Source organism: Streptomyces sp. NPDC043427 (assembly GCF_056436655.1).
The window spans coordinates 477,950-494,439 of sequence record NZ_JBWKCC010000002.1 but is presented as its reverse complement, the minus strand read 5'-3'; the positions used below and the strand labels follow the sequence as shown (position 1 = coordinate 494,439).

Here is a 16,490-nt window from a genome sequence, read left to right as displayed (position 1 = left end):
TCCGTTCGTGCCCGTTCGGGCCGGCTTTGTGAGGGCTGCGTTGGCCTCGCCGCCGGGTCGGTTGTGAGGCAGGCGGCGGCTGGACTGGGGCTACGGCCTTCTGGGTGGCGATGCCTGCGGGGGTCTGCCAGGGGGCCGCGGGGCAGAGCGCGACTTCCGTCGGAGCCTGGCGCGCGAGCGCCCGGCCCGGCTTGGGGTCCCGCGGCCGCCTGGGTGTGTTCCCGAGATCCGTAGAGGCCCGGGAGGGCCCGCCTCCCTCGACTCCGGTTGACGCCCCTCATGTGACGGCCTTCCCGGACAGCGGGCCCCGCCCGGAGCGGAGCAGGCAGAACGAAGCGCCCGGGCCCTGGGTTCAGGGCGCCGGGCGCTTCGCACGTGTGCGGGTCAGTCCTTGATTTCGCAGATCGCCGCGCCGGAGGTGATCGACGCGCCGACGTCCGCGCTCAGGCCCTTGATCGTGCCGGACTTGTGGGCGTTGAGGGGCTGTTCCATCTTCATCGCTTCGAGGACGACGACGAGGTCGCCTTCCTTGACCTCCTGGCCCTCCTCGACGGCGATCTTGACGATGGTGCCCTGCATCGGGGAGGCGAGGGTGTCGCCGGAGGCGACGGGACCGGACTTCTTGGCCGCGCGGCGCTTGGGCTTGGCGCCGGCCGCGAGACCCGTGCGGGCGAGGGTCATGCCCAGGGACGCGGGAAGGGAGACCTCGAGGCGCTTGCCGCCGACCTCGACGACGACCGTCTCACGGCCCGACTCCTCGTCCGCCTCGGCGTCGGCCGGCGCGGCGAAGGGCTTGATCTCGTTGACGAACTCGGTCTCGATCCAGCGGGTGTGGACCGTGAAGGGTGCCTCGGAGCCGGTGAGCTCGGGGGCGAACGCCGGGTCCTTGACCACCGCGCGGTGGAACGGGATGGCCGTCGCCATGCCCTCGACCTGGAACTCCTCCAGGGCGCGGGCGGCCCGCTGCAGCGCCTGCTCACGGGTCGCGCCGGTGACGATCAGCTTGGCCAGCAGGGAGTCCCACGCCGGGCCGATGACCGAGCCGGACTCCACGCCCGCGTCCAGGCGGACGCCCGGGCCGGACGGGCCGTTGAAGGTGGTGACGGTGCCGGGGGCGGGGAGGAAGTTGCGGCCCGGGTCCTCGCCGTTGATGCGGAACTCGAACGAGTGACCGCGCAGCGGCGGGTCGTCGTAGCCGAGCTCCTCGCCGTCGGCGATGCGGAACATCTCCCGCACCAGGTCGATGCCGGAGACCTCCTCGGTGACCGGGTGCTCCACCTGGAGACGGGTGTTGACCTCGAGGAAGGAGATCGTGCCGTCGTTGCCGACGAGGAACTCCACCGTGCCGGCGCCGACGTAGCCAGCCTCCTTCAGGATGGCCTTCGAGGAGGAGTACAGCTCGGCGACCTGCTCGTCGGACAGGAACGGCGCGGGCGCCTCCTCGACCAGCTTCTGGTGGCGGCGCTGGAGGGAGCAGTCACGGGTGGAGACCACGACCACGTTGCCGTGGCTGTCGGCGAGGCACTGCGTCTCGACGTGGCGCGGCTTGTCCAGGTAGCGCTCTACGAAGCACTCGCCCCGGCCGAAGGCCGCGACGGCCTCGCGCACCGCGGAGTCGTACAGCTCGGGAACTTCTTCCAGCGTCCGGGCCACCTTCAGACCGCGACCGCCACCGCCGAAGGCCGCCTTGATGGCGATCGGCAGGCCGTGCTCCTCCGCGAAGGCCACGACCTCCTCCGCACCCGACACCGGGTCCGGCGTGCCCGCGACGAGCGGCGCGCCCGCGCGCTGGGCGATGTGACGGGCAGCCACCTTGTCGCCGAGGTCGCGGATGGCCTGCGGCGGCGGGCCGATCCAGATCAGCCCGGCGTCCAGGACCGCCTGCGCGAACTCGGCGTTCTCGGACAGGAAGCCGTAGCCCGGATGGATGGCGTCCGCGCCGGACTCACGCGCGGCGTTCAGCACCTTCTCGATGTCCAAGTAGCTGGTGCCCGGCGTGTCACCGCCCAGGGCGAACGCCTCATCCGCAGCGCGGACATGCAGAGCGTCCCGGTCCGGGTCGGCGTAGACGGCCACGCTCGCGATGCCGGCATCCCGGCAGGCCCGGGCCACGCGGACAGCGATTTCGCCACGGTTGGCGATGAGCACCTTGCGCACGATGAGGCTCCCTCCTTGAAACAAGCCGAGTTTAGGGACAGCCGACACGGCACTTCGACCCGTCCCCAGTGGTGAGCTTGCCCACACGGAGCGTGATACGAGGCTCGCTCGACCCGCGAAATCCCATGTCGCACCTCGGTACGCAGGACTCCTCCCGGAAACCCTAGCCGTCTTGTGTGGTCAAGGTCTCTGTGAAGGCGTGCTGCGGGCCACTCGGTTTCTTTGTGGAGTCCCTACGAATGGCCCAACGATTCTTTGCCCGCCGCAGAACCCTTGTCCCGCGGTTTACCCGTTAGTAGCGTTCGCGATGTCCCGAACGTACGTGAGGCAGCGGCAGGCTCGCTCTAAGAACGCTCGAATGGCTCTACAGCTCGGAAGTGGGTGGACCGGTGGTACGCAGGCCGGTGGCGTGGGTGGTGGCCGTCGTTCTCTTCGCCGAGGCGTTCGGTGTCGCGGCGGTGAACTGGTTCCTCGGGATGGTCGTCGACCGGCAGGACATGTCGCTGGCCGGCCTCGATCCGGACGTGATGTCCACGTCGTCGAAGATCGGCGGGATCGTCTTCGGGCTCTACTTCGCCTTCTGCGGCCTGGTGGCGCTCCTGGTCGCCCTGCGCAACCGCCCCCCGGCCGGCGTCGGCCGCATCCTCCTGATCAGCGCGGCCGTGGTGCACGGCCTCCTCGGCGCGTTCGCGTGGGGCCTCCTGGGCTGGGTCCAGTTCCTGTTCATGACGGTCGTACTGGCGCTCATCGTGCTGCTGCTGATGACGTACGACCGTCTGCCCCGGACCGCCGCCGAGGAGCCCAAGGACGCCCCGGGCGGCGACGGCGGCTCCCCGCTCACGCCCCCGCCGGCGCCCAGCGCGTACTGATCAGCTCTCCCGGGGCGTCCACAAGTCGGTGATGCCCACGCCCAGGTCCGCCAGCAGTCGCCGCACCAGGGGCAGGCTGATGCCGATCACGTTGCCGTGGTCGCCGTCGATGCGGTCGATGAACGGGGCCGAGCGGCCGTCGAGGGTGAAGGCGCCGGCGACGTAGAGGGGTTCGCCCGAGGCGACGTACGCGGCGATCTCCTCGTCCGTCGGTTCGCCGAAGTGGACGACGGTGGAGGCGGTGGCCGAGGTGTAGCGGCCGGTCGCGGTGTCGTAGACGCAGTGGCCGGTCTGGAGGGTGCCCGCGCGGCCGCGCATCGACTTCCACCTGGCCGTCGCCTCCTCGGCGTCGGCCGGTTTGCCGAGGGCCTCGCCGTCCAGGTCGAGCACCGAGTCGCAGCCGATCACCAGGGCGCCCTTGACCTCGGGCTTCGCGGCGACGACGGAGGCCTTCGCCTCGGCGAGGGCGAGGGCCAGTTCGGCGGGGGTGGGGGCGGTGACGGCGTCCTCGTCGACGCCGCTCACGATCACCTCGGGGGCCAGGCCGGCCTGGCGCAGCAGACCGAGCCGGGCGGGTGACTGGGAGGCGAGGACGAGTCGGCGGCGCGGCTGATCAGTCATGCGGTCAGCGTATCCGGGTCGCCCGGCCGGGCTCATCTCCCGCCGCTCACACCGATGACGATCATCGCGAGCACCATCGCCAGCGCCATGAGAAGCCCCAGCCGCCGCAACATCTCCTGCGTGTCACGCAGTTCTTTGGGCGGCTCGTTCTCGGGGTCGGACCACAGCATGCCTCCAGCGTGGGGCTTGGCCGGTGGGGGGCGCCTGAGTAGGCGTACTCAAATTGGCGCCCCTTGTTGTTCCGCTGTGCGCGGTTCCTCGCACCCCTGGGTGTCCCGGGGCCCGGCCGGCGCCGCTAAGGGCCCCTAGCCGGGCCAGTAGGTGCGGGCCCATGACGCCTGCCCGGGCTGGGGCAGGCGGTGGCCCGCGATCCTCGACGGGTCGGACCACGCGGCCCTCGGGCCCTCCGCGCCGCTCGGCGTTGCTGCCGCCGCCGCGGCGCGGGCCCGGACCACCGCCAGTGCGGCGGCCAGCTCCTCAGGGGTCGGGTTGCCCCGTATGACCTTGATCGTCACAGCGTCTCCTTACAGGGGGATGTTGCCGTGCTTCTTCGGAGGCAGGGATTCCCGCTTCGTACGCAGCTGGCGCAGCCCGCGTACGACGTGGTGGCGGGTGTCGGACGGCATGATCACCGCGTCGATGTAGCCGCGCTCGGCGGCGACGTACGGGTTGAGCAGGGTGTCCTCGTACTCCCGGATGAGCCGAGCCCGGACCGCCTCAGCGCTTTCGGCGGTCTCACCGCTCGCCTCGGCCTCGGCGATGGTCCGACGATGCAGGATGTTGACCGCGCCCTGGGCACCCATCACCGCGATCTGCGCGGTGGGCCAGGCCAGGTTGAGGTCGGCGCCGAGGTGCTTGGAGCCCATGACGTCGTACGCGCCGCCGAACGCCTTGCGGGTGATCACGGTGATCAGCGGGACGGTGGCCTCGGCGTAGGCGTAGATCAGCTTGGCGCCGCGGCGGATGATGCCGTCGTGCTCCTGGTCGACGCCGGGCAGGAAGCCGGGGACGTCGACGAAGGTGATGACGGGGACGTTGAACGCGTCGCAGGTGCGCACGAACCGGGCGGCCTTCTCGCTCGCCTGGATGTCGAGGCAGCCGGCGAACTGCATGGGCTGGTTGGCGACGATGCCCACCGGGTGCCCCTCGACCCGGCCGAAGCCGGTGAGGATGTTCGGCGCGAACAGCGGCTGCGTCTCGAAGAACTCGGCGTCGTCCAGGATGTGCTCGATCACCGTGTGCATGTCGTACGGCTGGTTCGCGCTGTCCGGGACCAGCGTGTCCAGCTCGCGGTCCTCGTCGGTGAGGGAGAGGTCCGCCTCCTCCGGGAAGACCGGGGCTTCGGAGAGGTTGTTCGACGGCAGGTACGACAGCAACTGCTTGACGTACTCGATGGCGTCCTTCTCGTCCCCGGCCATGTGGTGCGCCACGCCCGAGGCGGAGTTGTGGGTGCGGGCGCCGCCCAGCTCCTCGAAGCCGACGTCCTCGCCGGTGACCGTCTTGATGACGTCCGGGCCGGTGATGAACATGTGCGAGGTCTGGTCGACCATGACGGTGAAGTCGGTGATGGCGGGGGAGTAGACCGCGCCCCCCGCGCACGGGCCGACGACCAGGCTGATCTGCGGGATGACCCCTGACGCGTGGGTGTTGCGGCGGAAGATCTCGCCGTACGCGCCGAGGGAGGCGACGCCCTCCTGGATGCGGGCACCGCCGGAGTCGTTGATGCCGATGACCGGGCAGCCGGTCTTCAGCGCGAAGTCCATCACCTTGACGATCTTCTGGCCGTACACCTCGCCGAGGGCGCCGCCGAAGACGGTGAAGTCCTGGGAGAAGACCGCCACCGGGCGGCCGTCGACGGTGCCGTACCCGGTGACGACGCCGTCCCCGTACGGCCGGTTCTTCTCCAGGCCGAAGTTGGTGGACCGGTGCCGGGCGAACTCGTCCAGCTCGACGAAGGAGCTCTCGTCGAGCAGGAGCTCGATGCGCTCGCGGGCCGTCAACTTGCCCTTGGCGTGCTGCTTCTCGACGGCGCGTGCGGAGCCGGCGTGCGTCGCTTCATCGATGCGGCGCTGGAGATCCGCGAGCTTGCCCGCGGTCGTGTGGATGTCGATCCCTTGGATCCCTTGGGTCTCGTGGATCTCGTGACGCTCTTCCGGCTCGGACATCGGGATGTGGCTCCCTGCCTGCTCAAAAGGGGGGACGGTTACTCATCCGTAGAGTAGTGGCGGCCCCATCAATCGGCAGTGCGGCGTTTGCCACACCTAGGGTTGCTTGCATGACGCCGCGAGATGCTTCAGACGACAACCGCTGGTCCGACCTGGACCGTCCGCCCCTCAACGCCGTGGCACTGCGGCGGGGACTGGTGCGGGAGGGGGGCCTGTGGTCGGAGGTGGAGGTGGTGCGGCGCACCGGATCCACCAACGCCGACCTGGTGGCCCTGGCGGACCAGGGCAAGGCCGCGGAGGGCGCGGTGCTCGTCGCCGAGGAGCAGACGGCGGGGCGAGGCAGGCTGGATCGGCAGTGGACCGCACCGGCGCGTTCGGGCCTGTTCTTCTCCGTGCTGCTCCGGCCCACCGAGGTGCCGGTGGCCCGCTGGGGCTGGCTGCCGCTGCTCACCGGAGTCGCCGTCGCCACGGGGCTGTCGCGGGCGGCGGGCGTCGACACTTCACTCAAATGGCCTAACGACCTGCTGGTGAATGTCGGGAGTGAGGAGCGGAAGGCCGGCGGCATCCTCGCGGAGCGCGCCGGCGACGACGGCGTCGTCATCGGCGTCGGCATCAACGTCACCCTCCGCGCGGAGGAGCTGCCGGTGCCGCAGGCGGGGTCGCTGGTGCTCGCCGGGGCGGTGAACACGGACCGGGATCCGCTGCTGCGTGCCGTCCTGAGGTCCCTGGAGGACTGGTACGGGCGGTGGCGGGCGGCCGGGGGCGATCCGGGGGTGAGTGGGCTCCAGGACACGTACGCGGCGGGGTGCTCGACGCTGGGGCGGGTCGTACGGGCGGAGTTGCCCGGGGAGCGGGCGCTGGTGGGGGAGGCGGTGGCCGTGGACGGTGACGGCAGGCTCGTGATCGCCACGGAGGACGGGGTACAGGAGCCGGTGGGGGCGGGGGACATCGTGCACCTTCGGCCGGCGTGACGGGTGCCCGGTGCTGTGGCTGGGGCGGGTGGGTCGCGCAGCCCGGCGCTGCGGGGTGCCGCCGCGCCCACCCGTGGCGCCCCAGCGGCACGACTGCCCGCAGCTACGTGGGAGCCGGGGCTGAGGGTGGCGGCGCCGGTTCAGGCGATCCGAGCCCGTCCGGCGATTGAGGACGAGGCCCGTTCAGGGCCGAGGCGGGGGCTGGAGGGCGGCAGCCCCCAGGGCCGGCAACCGCGCTGGGCGAGCTGACAGTGGGCGGGACCGGACCTTCGGCTGGACCTGACGGAGTGAGCTGCGGCACACCTGCCGTAGAGTTGAGGCCGGTCGATACCTGACCGCGGCAGATCGGAAGGGCAGCAGGCGTGACCGTCGACGACACGGGCTCCGGCATGGGTCAGAACCCAGCGCCCGACGGCACCGAGAGCACCGAGAACGACGAGGATCCCCTCGCGCTCCGCCTCGAACAGCTCATCCTGGGCGCGGAGCGGCGCTACACCCCTTTCCAGGCGGCCCGCAGCGCCGGCGTCTCCGTGGAACTGGCCACCCGCTTCTGGCGTGCCATGGGCTTCGCCGACATCGGCCAGGCCAGGGCCCTCACCGAGGCCGACGTACTCGCCCTGCGCCGCCTCTCCGGTCTCGTCGAGGCAGGGCTGCTCAGTGAGGCGATGGCCGTGCAGGTGGCGCGGTCGACAGGGCAGACCACCGCCCGCTTGGCGGAGTGGCAGATCGATTCCTTCCTGGAGGGGCTGACCGAGCCGCCCGAGCCCGGCATGACCCGCACCGAGGTCACGTATCCCATCGTCGAGCTGCTGCTGCCGGAGCTGGAGGAGTTCCTCGTCTATGTCTGGCGCCGTCAGCTCGCCGCCTCGGCCGGGCGGGTCGTGCAGGCCGCCGACGACGAGGAGATGGTCGACCGGCGCCTCGCCGTCGGCTTCGCCGACCTCGTCGGGTTCACGCGGCTGACCCGCCGGATGGAGGAGGAGGAGCTCGGCGAACTCGTCGAGGCGTTCGAGACGACGGCCGCCGACCTGGTCGCCGCGCACGGCGGACGGCTCATCAAGACGCTCGGCGACGAGGTGCTGTACGCCGCCGACGACTCCGGGATAGCCGCCGAGATCGGGCTGCGGCTCATCGAGACGATGGCCAACGACGACACGATGCCGGAGCTCCGCGTCGGCATGGCGTTCGGCACGGTGACCACCCGGATGGGCGATGTCTTCGGAACGACGGTGAATCTCGCCTCGCGCTTGACGTCGATAGCTCCACGCGACGCCGTCCTCGTCGACAGCGCCTTCGCCGAGGAGCTGATGCGTACGAGGGAGGCGCCGGCCTCGGAGGCCGCCGCCGCGGAGGAGGCGGCTGCCGCCGAGAAGGAGGGCGAGGAGCCGCCGACGTACCGCTTCGCGCTCCAGCCGACCTGGCAGCGGCCGGTGCGTGGGCTCGGCGTGGTCGAGCCCTGGCTGCTGCGGCGCAGGTCCGACGGGAGCGCGTAGCCCGGACGCCCGGGCGTCCGTTCAGTGGACGGTCGCCTTCAACGGGTTCAGGCACAGGCCGATGACCGGGACGCAGACGTCGCCGCTGCTCGGCCGCTCCGGCTCGCTCGGCTGGGGCGCGGCGGGTGGGGCGGGGTTGGTGGTCCGGGGCGGTGCGGGCGCGGGCTGCGCGGTCGCAGTGTTCCGCGGGGCTGTCGGCTCAGGGGGCGTGGCGGGCGCGGGGGCTGCGGGCGCGCCGGGGGCGAGGGCCGGTCCCGGGGGCGGTGAGGAACCTCCGTACGTTCCGCCTGATCCCTGTGATCCGTCTGATCCGTCTGTTCCTTGTGTGCCGTGGGTGCCCTGCGTTCCGTACGGGGTGAGTGCTTGGCTCGCTGCCGGGGGCGGTGCGGCGTCGGTTCCGCCCATCGCGGAGGCCGCGGAGGCGCTCGCCTCGGGAGCGGCCGGGACGGTGGCGGCCGCGTTGGTCGACCGGTCGGTGTCGGTTTCCGCTGCCGTGTCGGTGTCCGGGTCCGGGCGGGGCTCCGCTTCCGTCGTGCCGAGGCCGACGACGCCCGGGTCGGGTGTGACGCGGACGAGGCCCAGTACGCCGGCGGCGAGGGCGAGGCCGCCGAGGGCGAGGAGGGCCTTGCGGGGGCGGGGGCGGCGGTGACGGCCTCGGACACGGGGGACCCACGAGCCTCGGTCCCTGTCCCCCTTGAAGCCTTGGACTGCGTCGCCGTCCAGGTCGTCCAAGGCGTACCTGTCGTGCTCCTTGGTGTGCGTCATCGTGATCCCTCTGATCCCTCCCCGAGGCGCTCGCGCCCCCTGCGCCGTTGCGGAGCGCACGTTATGCGCTCCCGTGGGGGGTGCGGTGGGAGATGGGCGGGATGTCACTCGAACGGGTTGGCGGGCGGTGACGGGGGAACCGGCGGCGCGTGTCGGTCTTTCCCCGGAGGCGTGGGTGCCGCTCTTTCCCCGGCGGGGCCGGGCTGCGATGATCGGGCGAGTCGAAGTTGTTAACCGTCGTTAACCGGGAGGGTGTCATGAGTGAGGAGCGGTTCGGGGAGTTCGTCCTGGTGCGGCGGCACGGGAACGGGCATGTGGCGGAGCTCGCCCTCGACCGGCCCAAGGCCATGAACGCCGTCTCCAGCGAGATGGCCCGGTCCATCGCCGGGGCGTGTGCGGCGCTGGGGGAGGACCGGGACGTACGGGTCGTTGTGCTGACGTCGACCCACGAGCGGGCGTTCTGTGTCGGGGCGGATCTGAAGGAGCGCAACTCGTTCAGCGACGCCGAGCTGTTGCGGCAGCGGCCGGTGGCGCGGGGGGCGTACACCGGGGTGCTGGAGGTTCCCGTGCCTACGGTCGCGGCGGTGCACGGGTTCGCACTGGGTGGGGGGTTCGAGCTGGCGCTGGCGTGCGACGTGATCGTGGCCGACCGTACGGCGGTGGTGGGGCTGCCCGAGGTGTCCGTGGGCGTCATCCCCGGTGGGGGCGGTACGCAGCTGCTGCCTCGGCGGGTCGGGGCGGCTCGGGCGGCGGAACTGATCTTCACGGCGCGGCGGGTGGAGGCGGAGGAGGCGCGGGAGCTGGGGCTCGTGGATGTGCTGGTGGAGGAGGGGCGGGACCGGGAGGAGGCGCTGGCCATGGCGTCCCGGATCGGGGGGAACTCGCCGGTGGGGTTGCGGGCGGCGAAGCGGGCGTTGCGGCTTGGGCAGGGGTTGGATCTGCGGGCCGGGTTGGAGGTCGAGGACGCGGCGTGGCGGGCGGTGGCGTTTTCGGGGGACCGGGCGGAGGGGGTGGCGGCGTTCAACGAGAAGCGGAAGCCTTTGTGGCCTGGGGAGTAGGTGCGCCTGTGCTGGTCGGTGGGCCGGCGTTGGTGCGGGGCGGGGGTGGGCCTGTGCTGGTCGGTGGGCCGGTGTTGGTGCGGGGCGAGGGGTGGGTCGCGCAGCCCGGCGCTGCGGGGTGCTGCTGCGCCCACCCGTGCCGCCCCAGCGGCACGACTGCCCGCAGCTGGGGGGCGGCTGTCCGCGGCCGGGGCGGGCGCCAGCGGCATGACTGTCCGCAGCTGCGTGGCGATCCCTCGCTTCGCCCCGTGCGGCCGCACTCGCGTCCCCTTTCAGGCGGAATATACCTAGCCTGGAGTGATGGGTGAGGACAGACGGCTCGCGGCGGTGGTGGCGTTGGCGCAGGGGATGGCCGCTGCGCACAGTCCGCGGGAGTCGTGGCGGGCCGCAGCGCTCGGGGCGTGCAGGGCGCTTGCCGGGAGCTTTGCCGCGCTGTCGGTGTGGGAGCGGGAGCTGGGGCGGCTGAGGGTCCTGGTGAACGTGGGGGACCGGGCCTCGGGGGAGGAGGAGTTCCCCGAGGGCGAGGCCTATCCCGTGCACCAGTTTCCCGAGATCACCGAGTTCCTGCACGAGCGCTGGGCGGGCGGCGGTGAGCCCAACGCCTGGGTCGAGACCGCCGACGGACCCGCCGCGGGCCAGCCCGGCTACTGCCACCAACGCGTAGCCGCTCTGCGCCGCCGGGGCCGCGGCTCCTGCGTCGTCGCCCCGATCGTCCTGCACGGCCGCGCCTGGGGCGAGCTGTATGTCGCCCGCTCCACCGGCACCCCCGTCTTCGACCGCGCCGACGCCGACTTCGCCACCGTCCTCGGCTCGGTCGTCGCCGCCGGGCTCGCGCAGACCGAGCGGTTGGAGGAGGCCCGCCGCCTCGCCTTCACCGACGCGCTCACCGGTCTCGCCAACCGCCGCGCCGTCGACGTACGCCTGGACGAGGCGCTGGAACACCACCGCGGGCAGGGCGCTGTCGTCAGCCTCGTCGTGTGTGACGTGAACGGGCTCAAGCGCGTCAACGACACCCAGGGACACGCCGTGGGCGACCGGCTCCTGGAGCGGTTCGGGTCGGTGCTGTCGCTGTGCGGGGCGATGCTGCCGGGCGCGCTCGCGGCCCGTCTCGGCGGTGACGAGTTCTGTCTGCTCGCGGTCGGCGCGCCCGCCGACGACGTGGTGAAGGTGGCCGAGGAACTGTGCCGGCGCGCCGCCGAGCTGGAGCTCGGCGACGGCGTGGCCTGCGGTGTCGCCTCCACCGAGGACCCCATCGGCGTGGTGCACGACGCCCGCCGTCTCTTCCGGCTCGCCGACGCGGCGCAGTACCGGGCGAAGGCCGTACGGGCGGACAGGCCGGTTGTCGCCGGCCGGGCGGGGCCCGACGACCCCGTCGTACGCCTGGCCGACGAGCCGTCCCCGGAGCCGGGCGCCGAGCGCCGCCGCTTCCGAGGGCGCCCATGATGCCCGTACGGCGTGAGGTAAGGGGCGAACGGGCCACCCACTGGTGACATCTTCGAATTCACTGCGTACGCTCCTGAATATGGATATGCACACTGTGGTGGTGGGGACGTCCGGCGTGACCGCGTCCGACGTGCTCGCCGTGGCGCGCGGCGGCGCCCGGGTCGAGCTCTCCGGGGAGGCGGTGGCGGCCCTCGCCGCGGCCCGCGCGATCGTGGACCAGCTGGCGGCCAAGCCGGACCCCGTCTACGGCGTGAGCACCGGCTTCGGCGCCCTGGCGACCCGGCACATCAGCCAGGAGCTGCGCGCTCAGCTGCAGCGCAACATCGTCCGCTCGCACGCCGCCGGCATGGGGCCCCGGGTGGAACGGGAGGTCGTCCGGGCGCTGATGTTCCTGCGGCTGAAGACCGTCTGCTCCGGGCACACCGGTGTCCGCCCCGAGGTCGCGCAGACCATGGCCGACCTGCTCAACGCGGGGATCACACCGGTCGTCCACGAGTACGGCTCCCTCGGCTGCTCCGGCGACCTGGCCCCGCTGTCCCACTGCGCCCTCGCGCTCATGGGGGAAGGGGACGCCGAGGGCCCGGACGGCGTCGTACGGCCTGCCGGGGAGCTCCTCGCCGAGCACGGCATCGCCCCCGTGGAACTGCGCGAGAAGGAGGGCCTCGCCCTCCTCAACGGCACCGACGGCATGCTCGGCATGCTGGTCATGGCCCTCGCCGACCTTGAGACGCTGTACAAGTCCGCCGACGTCACCGCGGCCCTCAGCCTGGAGGCCCTCCTCGGCACCGACAAGGTCCTCGCGCCCGAGCTGCACGCCATCCGCCCGCACCCGGGGCAGGGGGCGTCCGCGGCCAACATGCTGGCCGTGCTGAAGGGGTCGAGCCTGACCGGGCACCACCAGGACGACGCCCCGCGCGTCCAGGACGCCTACTCGGTGCGGTGCGCCCCGCAGGTCGCCGGTGCCGGACGTGACACCCTCGCGCACGCCCGCATTGTCGCCGAGCGCGAGCTGGCGTCGGCGGTCGACAATCCCGTCGTACTGCCGGACGGGCGGGTGGAGTCCAACGGGAACTTCCACGGCGCCCCCGTGGCCTACGTCCTCGACTTCCTCGCCATCGCCGCCGCCGACCTCGCCTCCATCGCCGAGCGGCGCACCGACCGGCTGCTGGACAAGAACCGCAGCCACGGCCTGCCGCCGTTCCTCGCGGACGACGCCGGTGTCGACTCCGGGCTGATGATCGCCCAGTACACGCAGGCCGCGCTGGTGAGCGAGATGAAGCGGCTGGCCGTACCGGCGTCCGCGGACTCGATCCCCTCCTCGGCGATGCAGGAGGACCACGTCTCGATGGGCTGGTCCGCGGCCCGCAAGCTGCGCACCGCCGTCGACAACCTCACGCGCGTGCTCGCCATCGAGCTGTACGCCGCCACCCGCGCCGTCGAGCTGCGCGAGGGGCTCGCGCCGGCACCGGCCACCCGGGCGGTCATCGACGGTGTCCGCGCGGCGGGCGTTCAGGGGCCCGGACCCGACCGGTTCCTCGCTCCCGACCTCGCGGCGGCGGACGTCTTCGTGCGCGAGGGGCGCCTGGTCGCGACGGTGGAGACGGTCACCGGGCCGCTCCGGTAGACACGTCGGACACAGCGAACCCCGCCGTCGATCACGACGGCGGGGTCCGCGGACGTCACTTGAGCTTGGCCGCCTGGCCCTCGATCACGGCCGTCGGGATCTCGGCCGCCTTGCCGGTCTCCAGATTGGCGAAGTTCACCGTGTAGTACGTGGCGACGATGTTGCCGACGCGCACCACCTCGGTGTTGAAGGTGGCCGTGCCCTGGCCGTCCATGTCGGAGCCCACGGAGAACGCCACCGACTGGTCACCGGCGCCCGAGGCCTTGCCCTCGGCTACCTTGGTGATCTTCTGCTTCTCGCCCTGGGCCGTGATGCCGAAGCCGCCGGAGCAGGCCTTGACGCCGTCGGAGACGGCCTTGAGGGCCTTCTCGGCGCCGTCACCGTCGTAGGAGGAGAGGCCCACGAAGGTCATGTCGACCTTGAAGGCGTCCGCGATGTCGTCCTCGCTGATGTCCCCCGGGGACTTGGAGGCGGCGGCCGAGGCCTTGTCCTCGGTGACGGTGTTGCTCGCGTTCGCCTCCGTCTCGCCCGGTGCGAGACCGGACATGGCGTACGCGAGCGGCGCGCACTCGGCCTTGTCGGCCTTCACGTCGCTCTTCGACTTCGGCAGGGTGTCATCGCCCGAGGCGACCTTGTAGCCCTTGACCTCGCCCTTGGCGAGGAGCAGCTTCTCCAACTCGGCCGTGGTCCGCGCCTTCGCGGCCGGGGCCGACGACGAGGAGGAACCCGCGGAGCCCTTGTCCTTGGCGTCGTCCGACCCCTCGTCGGAACAGCCCGTGAGGAGGGTGAGCGACAGTGCGCCCAGTGCAGCCGTGGCGCACAGCCGCGCCCCCGATGATCTCTTCATGGGCGGACTATGAGCTGCCGGTCAAGAGCACGTCAAGCAATTTCAAAAACCGAGACGTTCCCGGCGTACCGAGTAGACGACGAACCCGGCTCCCAGCGCGAGGCAGATCGTGCCGCCGGCGACGTACGGAGTGGTGTCGAAGCTTCCCGTGTCGGCGAGTCGGGTGCCGCTCGCGGCGTCGGCCGTGGTGGCCTCAGTGGTGGTCGACGTGGTGTCGGACGCCGCCCGCGCCTGGCTGTCGGACGCCGCCCTCGCCTGCGTGACCTGCGTCGTCGTGGTCGCGGGGGCCTCCGTTCTGGCCGCGGCGTCCTGCGTCGCGTTGGCGGACGGGACGAACCACAGGGCCCCGAGGAGGGTCCCCGCGGCGGTGGCGGTCAGCAACGAACGGCAAGCAGGTGACACGGAATATCGATCCCCTTGTAGCGCTGGCGAATTGGCCGTGTGGGGCGATGTTAGTGAAAGGTGCGGGTCACGGGAAAGTCACGGAACCATCCGGCCTTACGCTCGCGGCATGAGCACTCCAGAGACATCACGATTTGTCCGCCTTCGCGTTGAACTTGTCCTCGAGATCGACGACGAGGACGCGCTGACCAAGGCCGCGTTGCGGCGCCTGGCCGACGACCAGGACATGCCGGAGGCGGAGCGGGCGCACGCCGAGAGCGCTGTGACGGAAGACACCGCGGAGGCCCTCGCCTACCTCGTCGAGCCGTTCGACCTGGTCAGCGAGGTGCCGGGGGTCGAACTCCAGCAGGCGTCCTGGTCGAGTGAGCCGATTGATTACGATCCGGACTCGCCGGACTGGGACCTCGACGAGGATGATGTGGACGAGGACGGCGACGACGAAGGTGTCGGGCGCGCGGGTGGTATCGGCTGAGCGTCTTGGGGAATTCGTGACCCCGGACGGCAACCGCCGCCCGGGGTTTCGTCGTCTCAGGGGGCGCACGGACCGACAGCCGCACCACCCACCCCAGCGGATCGCCAGGACCAGGCGGAGTGGTGTGCCCCACACATGCGAGGAATGTGGAACGGGACGAACCGGTCGTAGCGTTGAAGATTCTTAACGGGGACTCTCGGGCTTTTGGGGATTCGGCAACCATGGAGAAGCGAGTGATGACGAACAGTAAGCGGCGCAGGCGCCTGATGGCCGCGTCCGCACTGCTCGGCGGTGTGTTGGTGCTCTCGGCGTGTTCCGACGGTGACGCCGGCGCCTCCGACAAGGGAGGCAAGGACACATCGCAGGCCAAGGCCGACGAGGCGGCGGCCGAGAAGGCGTCCGAGGCCGACATCGAGATCACGCCCAAGGACGGGTCCTCCAACGCCTCGATCAACAACTCCGCGGCCGTCAAGGTGAGCAAGGGCACGCTCACTCAGGTGACCATGACGGCCGCCGACGGCACCGCCGTCGAGGGCCGGCTCTCCGCCGACAAGACCAGTTGGAAGCCCAGCACCCAGCTTGAGCGCTCGACCACCTACAAGCTGAACGCGACCGCGAAGGACTCCGACGGCCGCGAGGCCCACGAGAACGCGTCGTTCACCACGGTGTCCCCGGCCAACAGCTTCATAGGCAACTTCACGCCCGAGGACGGCTCGACCGTCGGTGTGGGCATGCCCGTGTCGATCAACTTCAACAAGGAGATCACCAACCGGGCCGCCGTCCAGAAGGGCATCACGGTCTCCACCAGCAGCGGCCAGGAGGTCGCCTGCCACTGGTTCAGCGGCCTGCGCATGGACTGCCGTCCCGACGACTACTGGAAGGAGAACTCCACCGTCACGCTCAAGCTCGCGCTTGACGGGGTGGAGGGCGCCAACGGGGTCTACGGCGTGCAGCAGAAGACGGTCACCTTCAAGATCGGCCGCAACCAGGTCACGACCGTCGACGCGAAGACCAAGCAGATGAAGGTCACGCAGGACGGCAAGACGATCAGGACCATCCCGATCTCCGCCGGTTCGCCCGACAACAAGACCTACGAAGGCATCATGGTGATGTCGGAGAAGTTCAAGGAGACGCGCATGAACGGCGCGACCGTGGGCTTCACCGACGACGACGGTAAGGGCGAGTACGACATCAAGGACGTGCCGCACGCCATCCGCCTCACCAACTCCGGCACGTTCGTGCACGGCAACTACTGGGGCGCGAAGTCCATCTTCGGCTCGGTGAACACCAGCCACGGCTGTGTCGGTCTCCAGGACGCCAAGGGCGCCAACGACCCCAGCACGCCCGGCGCGTGGTTCTACAACAACTCCATGGTCGGTGACGTCGTCATCGTCCAGAACACCGGCGACAAGACCGTCGCCCCGGACAACGGCCTCAACGGCTGGAACATGAGCTGGGAGCAGTGGAAGTCGGGTTCGGCGGCCTGAGCGGTCCCGCTCCGCTGAAGCAGGCCCACTGACCGAGAGGCGGCCACCCATGGAGGGTGGCCGCCTTCGGGCTTTCCAGAGCCACAGCCGCTGACCCTTGAGCGCCCAGGCGGAGC

Annotated in this window: 16 protein-coding genes; 8 read left to right on the top strand and 8 right to left on the bottom strand. The window is 71.2% G+C overall.

Annotation, left to right across the window (positions count from 1 at the left end):
* Positions 1–384: 384 nt before the first annotated feature.
* Positions 385–2,157 carry an acetyl/propionyl/methylcrotonyl-CoA carboxylase subunit alpha gene (locus tag AC067M_RS06150; protein ID WP_478695774.1) on the bottom strand — a complete coding sequence of 591 codons (1,773 nt, stop codon included), beginning with the start codon at positions 2,155–2,157 and terminating at the stop codon, positions 385–387.
* Positions 2,158–2,546: 389 nt separating this feature from the next.
* On the opposite strand from AC067M_RS06150, the gene AC067M_RS06145 reads away from it, so the two are divergent.
* A complete protein-coding gene (locus tag AC067M_RS06145) occupies positions 2,547–3,026 on the top strand; it encodes a hypothetical protein (protein ID WP_478695999.1) in 480 nt (159 codons plus the stop codon).
* Here the strand turns inward: AC067M_RS06145 and AC067M_RS06140 are convergent, their stop codons facing one another.
* The 4 genes from AC067M_RS06140 to AC067M_RS06125 form a co-directional block, all read right to left on the bottom strand.
* Positions 3,027–3,647 (bottom strand): Maf family protein, encoded by a 621-nt coding sequence (locus AC067M_RS06140; protein WP_478695773.1) that lies wholly within the window; start codon positions 3,645–3,647, stop codon positions 3,027–3,029.
* 32 nt (positions 3,648–3,679) lie between these two features.
* Positions 3,680–3,817 (bottom strand): morphogenic membrane protein MmpB, encoded by a 138-nt coding sequence (gene mmpB, locus AC067M_RS06135; RefSeq protein ID WP_478695772.1) that lies wholly within the window; start codon positions 3,815–3,817, stop codon positions 3,680–3,682.
* 135 nt (positions 3,818–3,952) lie between these two features.
* Positions 3,953–4,162, bottom strand: coding sequence for an acyl-CoA carboxylase epsilon subunit (locus AC067M_RS06130; RefSeq protein WP_478695771.1), 210 nt, complete (start codon positions 4,160–4,162; stop codon positions 3,953–3,955).
* Between the two features lie 9 nt (positions 4,163–4,171).
* Complete coding sequence (locus AC067M_RS06125; RefSeq protein WP_478695770.1) at positions 4,172–5,812, bottom strand: acyl-CoA carboxylase subunit beta; 1,641 nt, start codon at positions 5,810–5,812, stop codon at positions 4,172–4,174.
* Between the two features lie 110 nt (positions 5,813–5,922).
* On the opposite strand from AC067M_RS06125, the gene AC067M_RS06120 reads away from it, so the two are divergent.
* Positions 5,923–6,783: a biotin--[acetyl-CoA-carboxylase] ligase gene (locus AC067M_RS06120; protein ID WP_478695769.1), complete on the top strand. Its 861-nt coding sequence runs from the start codon at positions 5,923–5,925 to the stop codon at positions 6,781–6,783.
* Between the two features lie 362 nt (positions 6,784–7,145).
* On the top strand, positions 7,146–8,276 hold the full coding sequence (locus tag AC067M_RS06115) for an adenylate/guanylate cyclase domain-containing protein (RefSeq protein WP_478695768.1): 1,131 nt from the start codon (positions 7,146–7,148) through the stop codon (positions 8,274–8,276).
* Positions 8,277–8,297: 21 nt separating this feature from the next.
* Here the strand turns inward: AC067M_RS06115 and AC067M_RS06110 are convergent, their stop codons facing one another.
* On the bottom strand, positions 8,298–9,041 hold the full coding sequence (locus AC067M_RS06110) for a hypothetical protein (RefSeq protein ID WP_478695767.1): 744 nt from the start codon (positions 9,039–9,041) through the stop codon (positions 8,298–8,300).
* Between the two features lie 257 nt (positions 9,042–9,298).
* On the opposite strand from AC067M_RS06110, the gene AC067M_RS06105 reads away from it, so the two are divergent.
* The 3 genes from AC067M_RS06105 (at position 9,299) to hutH (ending at position 13,166) form a co-directional block, all read left to right on the top strand.
* A complete protein-coding gene (locus tag AC067M_RS06105; protein ID WP_478695766.1) occupies positions 9,299–10,099 on the top strand; it encodes an enoyl-CoA hydratase/isomerase family protein in 801 nt (266 codons plus the stop codon).
* Between the two features lie 300 nt (positions 10,100–10,399).
* On the top strand, positions 10,400–11,542 hold the full coding sequence (locus tag AC067M_RS06100) for a GGDEF domain-containing protein (RefSeq protein ID WP_478695765.1): 1,143 nt from the start codon (positions 10,400–10,402) through the stop codon (positions 11,540–11,542).
* Between the two features lie 85 nt (positions 11,543–11,627).
* A complete protein-coding gene (hutH, locus tag AC067M_RS06095; RefSeq protein ID WP_478695998.1) occupies positions 11,628–13,166 on the top strand; it encodes a histidine ammonia-lyase in 1,539 nt (512 codons plus the stop codon).
* Between the two features lie 55 nt (positions 13,167–13,221).
* Here hutH and AC067M_RS06090 read toward each other — a convergent pair whose 3' ends face one another.
* On the bottom strand, positions 13,222–14,013 hold the full coding sequence (locus tag AC067M_RS06090; RefSeq protein ID WP_478695764.1) for a hypothetical protein: 792 nt from the start codon (positions 14,011–14,013) through the stop codon (positions 13,222–13,224).
* A gap of 42 nt (positions 14,014–14,055) precedes the next feature.
* Positions 14,056–14,415 carry an LAETG motif-containing sortase-dependent surface protein gene (locus AC067M_RS06085; protein WP_478695763.1) on the bottom strand — a complete coding sequence of 120 codons (360 nt, stop codon included), beginning with the start codon at positions 14,413–14,415 and terminating at the stop codon, positions 14,056–14,058.
* Between the two features lie 109 nt (positions 14,416–14,524).
* Between AC067M_RS06085 and AC067M_RS06080 the strand changes: the two genes are divergently transcribed.
* The gene (locus AC067M_RS06080; RefSeq protein ID WP_478695762.1) at positions 14,525–14,887 is read left to right on the top strand and encodes a hypothetical protein; all 363 of its coding nucleotides are present in this window, start codon (positions 14,525–14,527) and stop codon (positions 14,885–14,887) included.
* A gap of 236 nt (positions 14,888–15,123) precedes the next feature.
* Positions 15,124–16,374 (top strand): L,D-transpeptidase, encoded by a 1,251-nt coding sequence (locus tag AC067M_RS06075; protein WP_478695761.1) that lies wholly within the window; start codon positions 15,124–15,126, stop codon positions 16,372–16,374.
* Positions 16,375–16,490: the final 116 nt, after the last annotated feature.

Coding starts and splice junctions, on each gene's coding strand:
- AC067M_RS06080 (WP_478695762.1), top strand. CDS start 14,525: ATGAGCACTCCAGAGACATCACGATTTGTCCGCCTTCGCGTTGAACTT.
- hutH (WP_478695998.1), top strand. CDS start 11,628: ATGCACACTGTGGTGGTGGGGACGTCCGGCGTGACCGCGTCCGACGTG.
- AC067M_RS06105 (WP_478695766.1), top strand. CDS start 9,299: ATGAGTGAGGAGCGGTTCGGGGAGTTCGTCCTGGTGCGGCGGCACGGG.
- AC067M_RS06125 (WP_478695770.1), bottom strand. CDS start 5,812: ATGTCCGAGCCGGAAGAGCGTCACGAGATCCACGAGACCCAAGGGATC.
- AC067M_RS06120 (WP_478695769.1), top strand. CDS start 5,923: ATGACGCCGCGAGATGCTTCAGACGACAACCGCTGGTCCGACCTGGAC.
- AC067M_RS06140 (WP_478695773.1), bottom strand. CDS start 3,647: ATGACTGATCAGCCGCGCCGCCGACTCGTCCTCGCCTCCCAGTCACCC.
- mmpB (WP_478695772.1), bottom strand. CDS start 3,817: ATGCTGTGGTCCGACCCCGAGAACGAGCCGCCCAAAGAACTGCGTGAC.
- AC067M_RS06090 (WP_478695764.1), bottom strand. CDS start 14,013: ATGAAGAGATCATCGGGGGCGCGGCTGTGCGCCACGGCTGCACTGGGC.
- AC067M_RS06100 (WP_478695765.1), top strand. CDS start 10,400: ATGGGTGAGGACAGACGGCTCGCGGCGGTGGTGGCGTTGGCGCAGGGG.
- AC067M_RS06110 (WP_478695767.1), bottom strand. CDS start 9,041: ATGACGCACACCAAGGAGCACGACAGGTACGCCTTGGACGACCTGGAC.
- AC067M_RS06075 (WP_478695761.1), top strand. CDS start 15,124: ATGACGAACAGTAAGCGGCGCAGGCGCCTGATGGCCGCGTCCGCACTG.